Here is a 12,986-nt window from a genome sequence, read left to right on the forward strand (position 1 = left end):
TCTGCGGACTATCACTGAATGACGACTCAATCGCGTATGCACATTATTCGATCCTCCATTTTCGCCTTCGGCGGAGCATAGGACGATGTGCGTGTAATTGATTGAGCATCGACCCAAGCCCCGCCAGAAATGGACGGGGCTTTTTTATTGTTCCCGTCCTGAGTGGCCAGACTCAGGAGAGAAAAGATGCTGACGATCCGGCGTGCCGAACGCATCGATGCAGAGGCCACGTTCGACATTCGTGTTGAGGCGATATGGCACCAATGTCGCACCGCTTACACCCAAGAGCAGCTGAAACAGCTCGGCATACGCCCAGGCGTGACTGCGCTGGCTGAAACTAGCGGAGCCATCGCCCCGGCAAGTGCTGAATTCAATCTTTTGTTCGGCAGGTAAATGTATGGAAGTCAGACGTGTGAGCCTTGATGATGTGCAGCCGGTTTTTGAGCTTTATTGTGAAGTCAGTGCTGAGGGTAAATATCCCGCACGCACAAATCCCCCCTCCATCGAAACTTTCGAACGGGCCCTGGCAGAGGTGGAAGCCTACGGTTGGCCGGTGTATGTGGTGGAGCACGCGGCAGAGCTTGTAGGAAATGCTTCTGTCTATCCAGAGAGTTTCTGCAGAGCGGGCGGCGACCGCCATATAGGCTTTCTCGGAATGCAGGTAAAGCAGGGCTTTCGCCGTCGTGGCTATGGCGCCGCTTTGCTTAAGGCGGTGGTCAAACATTGTCGCGATACGGATTTTCATACCATCGAGCTGATGGTCCTGAAGTCCAACACCGCCGCCCGATCACTCTACGATAGCTTCGCCTTTATATGGGTGGAGGATTTGCCGCCCTGTACGCTGGGGTCCGGTGTCATTGACCATCCCGTCAGAATGCGGCTTACCCCCTGACGGCTGCTAGCTGGCTTCGATCCGCTTGCAACAGGCCGCCATTGTGGTGATTTATCAAGGAGCTTTTTGTTTTGAAATTGATCACTGTGGATGACTTGACCTCGCAGCAAATCTTTGCCATCTGGGCCCTTGCTCAACAGCCTGGGCTCGCCGTTTCCGGAAATATCGGTTGGTCGTTCGAAGGGAATGGCATTCGCACCCGTACGACGTTTATCAAGGCATTCAGGCAACTGGGCCTGGAGTGCATCGAACTTCCCAATCTGTTGAAGACCCGAGAGCGTGTCTACGATCTGGCGGGCTACCTCGACCCGTTTTATTCGGCCTATGTGATCCGTGAAGCCGATCACCAACGGTTGCGTGACTTCGCCCAAGCCAGCGCCCGACCGGTGATCAATGCGATGAGTTCTGCAGGCCATCCGTGCGAGGTGTTGTCGGATGGCTTCTACATCCACTCACGGTTCGGAAACATCCGCGATGTCAGAATCGGACTTTGGGGGCCGGTGACCTACGTCATGAGTTCCTGGCACCAACTGGCAAAATCATTGGGAATGGTCGTGGAGCATTTCTGCGACGCGCGATTCCACCTGGAAAATCCCAACGTCAGGTTCTCAGACGTCGTGAACAGGCACGTTGATATCCTGATAACCGACTCATGGCCTGCGGGATATGCCGATCGGCGATGGTCGCTCACCGCCGTGAACCTGGCATCGCTGGGTGAGCCGGCGCTGCTCCCGACGCCGCCGTTCAATATAGGCGAGGAGCTGGGGCTGGATCCTGTCGGCTATCCGGGGTTTGCCGGTTATGAGCAGAAGGCCGTATTGCTCGATGTTCAGCGCGCGATCGTGGCTTATGCGTTGGGAGTTGAAGGGGGCCGGCTTCCGAGCCGCTGATGCTTTCCGGCCAAATCAGCCCAGTAGCGTCAGAACCTCCGACAGTCGCTCCACGCGCACGGCAGCAGGCGGCTCATCTTCTGGCCATGCATGGAACCCGCTCAGCCACACCGCAGACATTCCGGCCGCTGTCGCGCCTTTAATGTCGTTGATCGGGTGGTCGCCCACATAAAGGCACTGCTGCGGGTCCAGTCCCAGCGTTTGAGCGGCCTGAAGAAAGATTCGCGGATCGGGCTTACGGCAGCCTGCGGATTCAGAGCTCAGCAGCAACGACACATGCTGGTTGAACGAAAGATGCGCGAGCGTGGCTTCCCGCGATTGCCGGGCTCCGTTGGAAATGATCGCGACTTTTACACCCCTCGCCACCAGTGTTTTGATAAGGCTGTTGGCGCCTGGCATCTCCACCGCTTGGGTCGGGAAATGCTCCAGCCAATGGTGCGCAAGTCGGCCATTGGGACGGGCGTGCGCCATTGCAGCCGGTCGCGAAGAGCCGACGCCACCGCTGTCCTGATGTTCCCATGAACACTATCGGCGGGCAGATAACCGCCATTGTCCTGTTCGGCGATCACTTGCGCGATCAAGGCTTGCACGTTGCGACCCAGTTGCGCCGCATAGTGCTGAGCGAACAGGCTCGCGTAGGATTCAATGCTGCGCAGACGATGAGTGAGGGTGTTGTCGAGGTCGAAGAAAACCGCTTGAGCGTGCATGTAGTGGCTGCCTATGGATAAGCCGGCGTGAGCCTATGGTTTTTTGCGCCTGATACTGCGCGGCGTTCACCAGACTCCGGGGGATTTCTGGCTGCAGAAACACGGTTTTGCGCATTGCCCTGGGGGAGCGAATTCACGCGAGATGCGGTGATTCGAACCACATCGCTGTCGATCCATCGCGTATGAACTCGCTTCCACAGTAGCTCGGCGTCGGCAATCCCTGACCAAACGAGTCTGCTGGTGGCTGATTCCATCATCGACTCTCCCCAGCCGTTTCAGCCACAGAACCGGGCTTCCTCAAGCTGTGCAGCATCAGTGCGCCCCCTACCAATACGATGATGGCAGACACTACCAATGCAAGGGCGTTGGGATCGATCTCGCTGGTTGATTGAGGGTCGCCATGTGCCTGTGACAGCGCCGCGGTGACACCTGCGGTTGCGAGCATCGATGCTATCGACAATACCGGTGTGGACAACGAAGAGATGCGTCCCATGTAACCTGCAGGCACGTGCATTTGCAGGACCGGCCCCTGTGCCACGACGTAAGTGGCGAAGCACATGCCTGAGAGGTACATCGTCAACATCGGAATGTAATAGCCCCGGGAAAGGGCATAAGCCAGGTTCGCCAGCCCCAGCAGGAAAAGCGCGCCGCAGGTCAGGGTTTCCGCTCGCAGCCTTCTGGACAGCCAGGGGCTGAGTAGCGTGGCTGACAGGCCTCCGAGGGGAAAGGCTGCCATCAGCACTCCGTAAGCGGACGGCTCAAGCGCCAGCGTCTGCATGCCGAACAAGGGCAGCACCGGATTGTTGATGCCCAGCGAGATTCCATACAGCGCGGTGCCGATCATCATCAGGCGAATGGTGCGATGGGTCCAGGCCAGGCGCACGCCAGATGCCAGCGCACGCCAATAGGGTTCGCTCGGCAGAATAGATTCGAGGCGGGTGGCAAGGCCGGTGGTGCGGACCACGCAGTAAGCCGACCCGGCAAACCCCAGGGTCGAGAGCGCGAAGGCCGACATGGCACCGACCCAGCCGAACAGCAAAGGGCCAAGGGCAGCGCTGAGGATGCCGACGCCCGTCAGCGAGAACATGGCTTTGGCAGACGCTTCGATCCGACGCTCCTGCGGGATCGCGACCTGCATGATGCAGGCCCGGGCCGGGTTGAAGAACTGCGCAGCGGTGGCGTTGATCAACAGCAACAGGCTCACGCCGCAGACGATTTGCCACGGCGTCATGTCCGTCCACCCATAGGCGGCCATGAACAGCGCCGACGCGAGGATTCGCACCAGGTCGGCGACGACCATCACTCGCACCGGACGGGCGCTGTCGATCCAGGCACCGGCCAGGGGAGCGATGAAAATACGGGGCAGCGTGGTGGCGGCGACTGTCAGGCCGACGGCCAGGGGCAATCCGGGATCGTCCGTGAGCAGGTCGCTGACGAGCCAGACCGTCACCACTGCGTTGACCAGAAACTCGCCGAAGGAAGACAGCGCCTGCCCTAGCCACAGCAAAAGAAAGTTGCGGTTGATGAAAAATGTTCGCTGCATGACCGCCTTCAAGAAAATGGGTTCGGCTGGGCGCACACACACACACACAGAGCTGTGAGCTAGCCGGCGATCAATCGCTCAGCGACTGGCTGCAACGATAAGCATCATCGGACGATGCACTTCATCGGCCAGCGCGGGGCGACTCGACAGGTCTTGCGGCGACGGTCCCCATTCGTTGATGTGATCGAGGGTGAAGCCGCTTTCGATAAGCAGGTTGAGCAGCGTGCCGAGGGTGCGGTGTTGTTTGATCACGCCTTCGCTCAGCCAGTGGGTGCTGCGTGGGCCTTCGATTTGATAATTGTCCACGGGCCACGATTTACGGCCCTCGGCGTCGACGAACCATTGCGGGCGTAGTGAGGCCATGAAGATCGGGTGTTCGATGGAAAACACCAGCTTGCCACCAGGCAACAGCGCGTCATGAATCGTGCGCAGTAACGTGCTCAGGCCGGCGATGTAGTGAAACGCCAGTGAACTGTAGGCGAGGGTGAATGCTGCGCTCGGGAGCCGAAGGAGTTCCAGGTCAGCCAACTGGTAAGTGATGCGCGAATCTTCACCGTCGGCGATGGCGCGCTCGAGCATCTTTTCCGAGACATCGAGCCCGAGCACGCTTTGCGCACCCTGCTCGATAGCCCATCGCGCAAACCAGCCATAGCCACACCCGAGATCGACGACCTTTTGTTCGTTCATGTCCGGCAGCAGCGCGCGCAGTGCCGGCCATTCGGGTGCGCCGGCCAGCCCTTCGACGGAGCGTGGTAACTGGCTATAGCCCTCGAAGAACTCGGGGCTGTCGTAAATGTTCTGTGTCACGTTCTGTCCCTCGAATACAAACCTTGGCTGCCGCCATCAATGGCAAACAGGGCCGTGGCGGCCCTGTCGCTTCACGTCGATGTCCGGCCTTAGTAGCGAAATTCCACACCCACGTAAGCGCCGATACCGTCACCCGGATACAACGCGGCGGTGTCTTGACCCTTGGCATCATAGAGCGGTTGCACGGCGGTGACATATTTCTTGTTCGCCAGGTTTTTCAGGTCCAGCGAAACCTTCCAGTCTTTATTCGGGGTTTCGTAACCCACATTCGCACCGAAGATCGTGTAGGAGGGCGCATAGAAGGTGTTGGCGTAATCCACGGCAGTACGCGACGAGGATTGCACGTTGACCCCGGTATAGAAGCCTTGCGGATGTTGGTACTGAACCTCGCCCTGGTAGATATGTTTCGGGATGCCTGGCAGTTGGTTATTGCCGAAGGTCGGATCATGACGGTAGTAGAAGTCGTTGTAGCTGTAGACCTGGCGCCAGGTCACTTTTTCGCCCGAAGCGCTTTCCCACAGTTGCGTATTCAACCCGGCCTCAATGCCTTGGTGAATGGTGGGCGTGGCATTGAACGCACCGGTTACGGCGGCAGCAGTGGCGGTGGGTGCAATGAACTGCACGTTGAGCAGTTCGTCGCGCACCCACGACCGATACAGTGCCAGGCTGCCGTCGAAAATGCCCGATGAGCCTTTCACGCCAATCTCCACGGTGTTGGCTTTCTGCTCGACCAGCGGCCGCACATAAGGTTGGGTCGGGCCCGAACCTGAGTACTCCCACGAGGCAGGTGGATCGATCGAACGACTGACGTTGGCGAACACCTGCAACTGAGGCGTGAACTCGTAACGAACCCCAATACGCGGCGCGAGGCTCCAGTTTTCGTACGTCTCGCTCGACGGATAGGCAGACGTGTTGGCCTGCAGTGCTTCTTTGACGTTGGTGTCGCGGCGTACGTTGATGGCCGACACACCGCTGGTCAGCCACAATCCGTCGACCAGTTCCAGATCGTTGCCCAGTGAGAACACGTGGTCGAACGAGGAGCCATAGTCGACGAACTTTCGGGTCTGCTTGTTGGCGTATGTGGAATTGGTCTCGCCCTTGATGTGTTCGGTGGAAGTAAAGGCCAGGTTGGTACGGCTTTCGTGACCGAAAAGCTGGTCGGTGCGGTCATAGCCGAGCACGAAACTCAGGTCGTGCCAATCCCAGTAGCTTGGGTTGCTCGGGCTGTTCGGGCTGTTGTTGTGGGCGTACTGGTAGTAAACAAGGCCGAAAGAGAGTTTTGAGTCATCGTCGAAGGTGTAGGTGGTCTTGCTGCCGGCCCAGACACTGCTGGGGCGCCGGCTGCCAGCCCCGCTGGTGGCGGCGGTGGCGCTGGCATCGCGGCTGTGGTGCTTGACGGCATCGAGCGTGGTGGCGCTTGGGTCGTTATGGTATTCGTCGCGGTAACGCAGCATCAGTTGGGTTTCCAGCTTGGGGCTGAACTTGTAGCCAAAGTTGGCGACAACGCCCTGGCTCTTCGACAGGCTGTAATCGCGGTACCCATCGTTGCGGTAGTTGTCGGCGTTGAGGTAGTAATCGAAATCACCCTCGACGCCACCGACGCTGACGCTTTGTTTGTTGTAGCCGTAGCTGCCCGTTTCCGCACGTACGCGAAGGCCGGGTGCGGTGTAGCCGGTCTGATTGACGAAGTTGATCGCGCCGCCCAGGCTCAGTGCGCCGTATTGAAAGGCGTTGGCGCCGCGAAGAATCTCGGTGTAGTTCACGCCGGAGCCGTTGAGGAATTCATAGGGCGTACCGCCGGGGCCGGTGAGCGGCAGACCGTTGAACAGGAATTTGATGCCCTCGCGAAAGTAACCGGGCGAGGTGTTGGCCCCCGAACCGCGGATCGAAATCTTGGCCGCATCGGTGCCGCCCGTAGACTGGACGAACACCCCCGGTTGGTAGGCAAGGGTGTCCTGCAAGGTCGCGGTGCGGCCTTTGGCGACCTGTTCGCTATCCACCACGCTGGTGCCACCGGGTACTTCGCTCAGTTGGCTTTTCGCGGCCTCCACCGGCGTGATTTTCTCGGCCTGCACAGTGACGGTATTGAGCCGAGGCGTGGAGGCTTGTGTCGAGTCCGAAGACGGCGCCGCGTCATCGGCTCGTACCGCTGCGCTGCACAGCAGCGCCGATCCCAGGCCAACCGTGGTCAGCCAGGTCGCTCGCCGAATGGCCCGCGGTAACTTTTGTAACTCTCCCCGAAAACTTAAATGCATCAAATGTATTCCTTGGTGAATAGATAAATAAGTGCCAGCTTTCTATTCGTATAGTCATGCCTGTTTTTGCTCTGAGCAGTTTCTGTGCCAATACATTTTTGCCTGAACAGTGGGATATATCGGGTTTATATTGAGATCCCATGCTGGCGCCGGTACTTTGTTTTGAACAGGTGTCTGTTTTTCAACACTTGTTTAGTTTGGGATCCAGTTGGGTAATTTCTGCGCATCTGTCGAAAAACCAACAGTGGATGAACAGTCTGTAAGCGCACGGGCAAGGCATGACTGTAACTTCGATATATGCATATAAGCGTCTGTCATGACAGCTGTCGGTTTGCGGTCCAAAGCGAACGATACCTTTTGCAGCGCCCGCTGGGCCTGACGCCCCGTACATCGGCGGTAGCGTGCAGTGCTTGCCTTGCCGCACGGCTTATTCTCATTGGCCGGCAGTTACGCAAGATTCAATCTTGATCGGTCATGGCATGTTCACTGCATAACACCGAATAGTGCTTGAGCGTTAATGCGATCACCCAAGTTCTATTAAGGAAGCTTCTTTGGCCGGCTTATTCAAACTCACGACTGCTCTCTCGTTATATATGGCGATCAGTGCCTGCTCGCCTGCAACGGCACCTGAGCACGGCGCGCCACAGGCCGATGGCACTGTTAGCAATGGCGTGATTTCCTATCCTGCATCGGACTTTCATGAGCCGTCGCCCGGACGCAGTGGCGGAACGTTACGCGTATCAGCGGCGTCTGATGCCGGCAGTTTTGATATTCATGCGCTGTCCAACGGCAACATCCAGTGGATGGGCAGAATCCTCTTCGATTGTCTGGTCTACCAGGATGAGCAGGGCAATATCAGTCCGTGGCTGGCCAAGTCCTGGGAGGTCTCCGAGGATGGCAAGACCTACACCTTTCATCTGCGCGATGACGTGACCTTCAGTGACGGCGAGAAATTCAACGCCGCGGCGTTGCAGACCAACCTTGAGCACATGCGCGATCCGGCGACCAAGTCGCCTCTGGCCGCCGCCTATATCGCGCCGTATCAGGACGGCAAGGTCATCGACGAATACACCTTCGAAGCCCACCTGCGCGAACCCTACACGCCGTTTCTAGACGTGCTCGCGCAGTCGTGGCTGGGCATGGTCTCGCCAAAACAGATCCGCGAAGCGCCGAAAAGCATTGCCGAACATCCTGTGGGCAGTGGTCCGTTTCTACTGCAGAGCTACACCCGTGACCAAGGTGCGGTGTTCGTCAGGCGTCCTGGATATCATTGGGCCCCTCCGGTCACCCGCCACGTTGGCGAGGCGTATCTGGATCGCATCGAACTCAGTTACGTACCCGAAGCCATGATCCGCTTTACTGCTTTGGAGTCGGGGCAGTCAGACTTTGCCCTTGATGCACCGGCGCAAAACGCCGCCGCCATTCGGGCCAATCCGCAATTGGTCATGCGCAGTCGGATTCGCAAGGGTAATCCGAGCCGCAGCATGACCTTTAACGTCGAGCAGCCGCCATTCGACGACGTCCTGGTGCGCCGCGCCGTGGCCAGGGCCATCGATCGCGACGGTCTGGCATGGATTTCCGGGTTTGGCGAGTTCATCAGCAAAGCCGATTTCCTGGCCGCCAACACGCGGTTCTATCAGCCCAACAATGACGCGTTGGCCTATGACGTCAACGCCGCCAATGCGCTGCTCGATCAGGCTGGCTGGACCGGGCGCGATGCTCAGGGATACCGAACCAAAAACGGCGAGCGGCTGAAGGCAACGTTGTTGTCCTATGACAATCCTGCATTCCCGGCAAGCGTATCGGTGGCCATTCAGGCCGATCTGAAAAAGGTCGGCTTCGACATGCCGATCGAGATGCTGCCGCTGACCAAGGTCTCGGAGCGCCGTTACGCGGGCAAGTTTCAGGCGCTGGCCGCTGGCTACTGGCACACCAACACGCCCGACGGGCTTTTCGTGCTCTATCACAGCCAATCCATCAGTACACCGAAACTGATTGGCCAGAACGCCGGGAAGTTTCGCGATGCCGAGTTGGATCGGGTGCTCAGTGCCGCCCGCCGCTCACGGGACCCGGTGGAGTTGCAGGCGCTCTACGCCGAAGCGCAAAAACGCCTGACCGAGACGGTTCCGGCGGTGCCTTCGGTCGAGAGCCAGGTACTGACGGCCTATGGCAAGCAGGTCAAGGGCGTGATTTTCGACACGTCGCACAACGTTCCTTTCTTCACCAGCATCTGGCTGGACCGGGGGCAACCATGAGCACGCTCAAACGTATTTCCTTGCGGCTGCTGGCAGGCGTCGGCGTGTTGTGGGGGGCCGCGACGCTGACCTTCCTGGCGGTGAACTTCAGCGGTGGCGACACGGCGCTGGCAATTCTTGGCGGCCCGGACGCACTGCCGACGCCGGAATTGCTTGCGCGAGTTCGGGCCGAATACGGACTCGATCAGCCACTGACCGTGCAATACGGACACTACCTGGCGCGTCTGGCCCATGGTGACCTGGGCGAGTCCTATCGTCTGCGCATTCCTGTGTTGCAGGCTATCTCGGAGCAGATTGGCGCAACCCTCCAGCTTTCGTTCAGTGCTGCGCTACTGGCCATTTTGCTCGCACTGGTCTGCGCGATCCTGACCGCCAACCGCTCGCGCTGGGTGCGGTCGGCGGCTTCGGGCAGTGAGCTGGTGATCTCTTCGGCGCCGTCCTTCGTGATCGGCATTTTGCTGCTGCTGGTGTTCTCGTTCCATTGGCACTGGTTGCCGCCCTCGGGTTCCGCAGGCTGGCGCTCGCTGATATTGCCTTCGGTCGCGCTGGCGTTGCCGGTGGCAGCAGTACTCACCCAACTGCTGCGCCAATCGCTGGAAGACACTCTCGAACAACCCTTCATCGCCATGGCCCGGGCGCGGGGCCTGTCCGAAACGGCCGTGCGTCTGCGTCACGCCTTGCGTCATGCGCTGGTGCCGCTGGTGACGCTGGCCGGCTTCATCTTCGCCAGCCTGTTGGGCGGTGCGGTAGTGATTGAGCTGCTGTTCGCCCGGCAAGGCATAGGTCGCCTGATGCTTGACGCTACCACCAATAAAGACGTGCCGATGGTACTCGGCGTGACCTTGCTCGCGGCCACCGTCTACGTGGTGGTCAACCTGGCCGTCGACCTGATCAACCGCTGGATCGACCCGAGGTCGGCACAGGAATGACTGCCGATCGACGTGAAAACGATCACGAAAAGGAAAGCCCGATGAACACCGCAATTTCTCCTGATGTGAAAATCGAAGACCTGCAACATCGCTTCGCCGATGTCTTCGCCCGCATAGCCGACACCGCCGTCGCTCGCGAGCAAAAACGTGAACTGGCGTTCGAGGCGGTTCAGTGGCTGCGTGATGCCCGCTTTGGCGCACTGCGTGTCCCCGTATCCCGTGGCGGCCTGGGTGCGAGCCTGCCGCAACTGTTTGAGCTGCTGATCAAGCTGGGCGAAGCCGACTCCAACCTGCCGCAGATCGTGCGGGCGCATTTCGGTTTCGTCGAAGGCCGACTGTCCAGCCGTGACGATGAGTCTCAGGACTACTGGCTGGCCAAAGTTGCCGAGGGTCAGTTGTGGGGTGCAGCGATGGCCGAGCGCACCGACACCACTCGCAATTCGGTGACGTTGAGCGCCACGGAGCCAGGGAACACGGCCGCAGGTTGGCTGTTGAACGGTGAGAAGTATTACTGCACCGGCACGCTCTACGCCGACTGGATCGCCGCCGTGGCGCTGGATGGCGATGACTTCGTCAGCCTGGCCGTGCCTACCGATGCGCAGGGCGTCACTGTGGAGGATGACTGGGACGGTTTCGGCCAACGTCTGACCGGTAGCGGCACCACCCGTTTCGAAGACGTGAAGGTGCCGGATGAACATATCGTGCGCCGCTTCAAAAAAGACGAATTGCGCGCCGAGTCCTATCTCTCGGCCTTCTACCAGCTGTTTCATCTGGCGACACTCACGGGTATCGCCAATGCCGTGCTGCGCGACGCGACCGACTTCGTCAAAGGCCGCACCCGCGCATTCGGTGTTCCTGGGCAGTCCAGCCCCAAGGACGATCCACTGGTGCAGCGTGTCATCGGGCGGCTATCGAGCCTGGCCTATTCGGCACGTACTCAGGTGCTGGCAGTGGCCCAGGTGCTGCAGGATGTCCACGACGCGGAGCAGGGCGGCTACGCCATCGAACAGCATTACACCGAAGCGGAAATCCGCGCCTATCAGGCCCAGCAGATCGTGCTCGAACAGGTGCTGGAAGCGACCACGCTGTTGTTCGAAGTGGGCGGTGCCTCGGCCACCAGTGAAACCCGTCGCTTCGACCGCCACTGGCGCAACGCGCGCACGCTCGCTTCCCATAACCCGGCGATCTACCGCGAGCGCGCACTGGGCAATTTCTACCTCAACGGCATCACCCCCAACGCTGCCTGGCGGACCCTGCAAGTGGCCGACGCCGAACAGCAGGCCAGCGGCGCCCGTGACGAAGCGAGTGCAGTATGAGTACCTCCAACAGCAGCTACACCGGCAACAGCACGAATCGCCGCGAGGGCCAGATGAGCCTGGGCATGAACATCCTGGGTTTTGGCGCGCATTCAGGCGCCTGGCGCAGCGCCGAAGTGCCGGCCAATGCCTATCTTGATGTCGAGTATTACCGCAACATCGCGCGCATCTCCGAGCGCGGTTGTCTGGACGCGATCTTTCTTGCCGATGGTCCGGCGTTGGCCGGTGACGTCTCCAGGCAGCCTGCCGGGCGGCTGGAGCCGACTGTGCTGCTGACCGCCGTGGCATTGGCGACCCAGCGGATCGGCGTGATCGCCACCGCCTCGAGCACTTACAACGACCCATTCAATATCGCGCGACGCTTCGCCTCGCTGGACTACATCAGCGGTGGTCGCGCGGCCTGGAACGTGGTCACCAACGCGGGGGACGCTGCCGCGCAGAACTTCGGCCTGGCCGGTGCGCCGTTGCATGTCGATCGTTACGCGCGTGCCGATGAGTTCATCGACGTCACCGTCAAGTTGTGGGACAGCTGGGAAGACGATGCAATCATCGGCGACGCCCGCGCCGGTCGCTTCGCTGATCCACGGAAAGTCCATGCCATCGATTTCGTCGGCAAGTATTTTTCGGTCAAGGGCCCATTGAACGTGCCGCGCTCACCACAGGGTCGCCCGGTGCTGGTCCAGGCCGGCTCTTCCGAAGGCGGCAAGGCGTTGGGCTCGCGTCACGCCGACGCCATCTTCACCACCCAGACCACGCTGGAAGACGGCCAGTTGTTCTACCGCGAAATGAAAGAGCGCGCTGCGGGCTGGGGGCGCAACCCCGAGCACTTGAAGATCATGCCGGGCCTGTCGACGGTCATTGGCAGCACCGAGGCCGAGGCTCACGCGCGCTTTGACGAGCTCAATGCCTGGAACGGTGAGCACGGTTTGCTTGAACAGGTCGCGGGGAGAATCGGCATTCCTGCACGTGAGCTGGACCCTGATGCGCCGCTGCCGTGGGAGCGCATCGGCTCGGTGGCCGATTTCGAACGTGGCTCTCAAGGGTTTCTCGAAGCGCAGTTGAATCTGGCGCGTAGGGAAAACCTCAGCATTCGCCAACTGTCACGGCGGATTCTGGTGGGCCACAGGCTGCTGGTCGGCACACCGGAACAGGTCGCCGATACCTTGACTCACTGGTTCCTGGCCCACGCCGCCGACGGCTTCAACATCATGCCGGACATGTTTCCGTCGGGCGTCGAGATATTCGTCGACGAGGTCGTGCCGCTGCTGCAAAAGCGCGGGGTGTTCCGTCACGAATACACCGGTAGCACCTTGCGCGAGCACCTGGGCCTGCCATTCCCAACCAATCAATATGCGCAGCGGGCCTGACCTGCCGCGTTCGTAGTCGTCAATA

At 59.9% G+C, this 12,986-nt stretch carries 12 protein-coding genes; 8 read left to right on the forward strand and 4 right to left on the reverse strand.

Annotated elements, in window-relative coordinates; translation table 11 throughout:
* Positions 1–186: 186 nt before the first annotated feature.
* From CE491_RS23435 to CE491_RS23445, 3 genes are all read left to right on the forward strand, one after another.
* Positions 187–393: a hypothetical protein gene (locus CE491_RS23435; protein WP_110950716.1), complete on the forward strand. Its 207-nt coding sequence runs from the start codon at positions 187–189 to the stop codon at positions 391–393.
* A gap of 4 nt (positions 394–397) precedes the next feature.
* Positions 398–892 carry a GNAT family N-acetyltransferase gene (locus tag CE491_RS23440; protein ID WP_110950717.1) on the forward strand — a complete coding sequence of 165 codons (495 nt, stop codon included), beginning with the start codon at positions 398–400 and terminating at the stop codon, positions 890–892.
* Between the two features lie 71 nt (positions 893–963).
* Positions 964–1,782, forward strand: coding sequence for an ornithine carbamoyltransferase (locus tag CE491_RS23445; protein WP_110950718.1), 819 nt, complete (start codon positions 964–966; stop codon positions 1,780–1,782).
* Between the two features lie 15 nt (positions 1,783–1,797).
* On the opposite strand, the gene CE491_RS23450 is transcribed toward CE491_RS23445, so the two are convergent.
* A complete protein-coding gene (locus CE491_RS23450; RefSeq protein ID WP_110950719.1) occupies positions 1,798–2,253 on the reverse strand; it encodes an HAD family hydrolase in 456 nt (151 codons plus the stop codon).
* Positions 2,254–2,300: 47 nt separating this feature from the next.
* Between CE491_RS23450 and CE491_RS23455 the strand changes: the two genes are divergently transcribed.
* Complete coding sequence (locus tag CE491_RS23455) at positions 2,301–2,510, forward strand: hypothetical protein (protein ID WP_110950720.1); 210 nt, start codon at positions 2,301–2,303, stop codon at positions 2,508–2,510.
* A gap of 232 nt (positions 2,511–2,742) precedes the next feature.
* On the opposite strand, the gene CE491_RS23460 is transcribed toward CE491_RS23455, so the two are convergent.
* From CE491_RS23460 to CE491_RS23470, 3 genes are all read right to left on the reverse strand, one after another.
* Entirely contained in the window at positions 2,743–4,032 is a 1,290-nt protein-coding gene (locus CE491_RS23460) for an MFS transporter (RefSeq protein WP_110950721.1), read from the reverse strand.
* Positions 4,033–4,110: 78 nt separating this feature from the next.
* The gene (locus tag CE491_RS23465; protein WP_110950722.1) at positions 4,111–4,839 is read right to left on the reverse strand and encodes a class I SAM-dependent methyltransferase; all 729 of its coding nucleotides are present in this window, start codon (positions 4,837–4,839) and stop codon (positions 4,111–4,113) included.
* Positions 4,840–4,928: 89 nt separating this feature from the next.
* The gene (locus tag CE491_RS23470; RefSeq protein ID WP_110950723.1) at positions 4,929–7,094 is read right to left on the reverse strand and encodes a TonB-dependent receptor family protein; all 2,166 of its coding nucleotides are present in this window, start codon (positions 7,092–7,094) and stop codon (positions 4,929–4,931) included.
* 551 nt (positions 7,095–7,645) lie between these two features.
* On the opposite strand from CE491_RS23470, the gene CE491_RS23475 reads away from it, so the two are divergent.
* From CE491_RS23475 to CE491_RS23490, 4 genes are read left to right on the forward strand one after another with little or no spacing between them, the layout of a single operon-like run.
* On the forward strand, positions 7,646–9,349 hold the full coding sequence (locus CE491_RS23475) for an ABC transporter substrate-binding protein (protein ID WP_110950724.1): 1,704 nt from the start codon (positions 7,646–7,648) through the stop codon (positions 9,347–9,349).
* Positions 9,346–10,278 (forward strand): ABC transporter permease, encoded by a 933-nt coding sequence (locus CE491_RS23480; protein ID WP_110950725.1) that lies wholly within the window; start codon positions 9,346–9,348, stop codon positions 10,276–10,278. Before CE491_RS23475 ends, CE491_RS23480 begins: the two co-directional genes overlap by 4 nt.
* A 41-nt stretch (positions 10,279–10,319) precedes the next feature.
* Positions 10,320–11,594, forward strand: coding sequence for an acyl-CoA dehydrogenase family protein (locus CE491_RS23485; protein WP_110950875.1), 1,275 nt, complete (start codon positions 10,320–10,322; stop codon positions 11,592–11,594).
* The gene (locus tag CE491_RS23490; RefSeq protein WP_110950726.1) at positions 11,591–12,961 is read left to right on the forward strand and encodes an LLM class flavin-dependent oxidoreductase; all 1,371 of its coding nucleotides are present in this window, start codon (positions 11,591–11,593) and stop codon (positions 12,959–12,961) included. Before CE491_RS23485 ends, CE491_RS23490 begins: the two co-directional genes overlap by 4 nt.
* Positions 12,962–12,986: the final 25 nt, after the last annotated feature.

This window comes from Pseudomonas bohemica (assembly GCF_002934685.1).
GTDB lineage: Bacteria > Pseudomonadota > Gammaproteobacteria > Pseudomonadales > Pseudomonadaceae > Aquipseudomonas > Aquipseudomonas bohemica.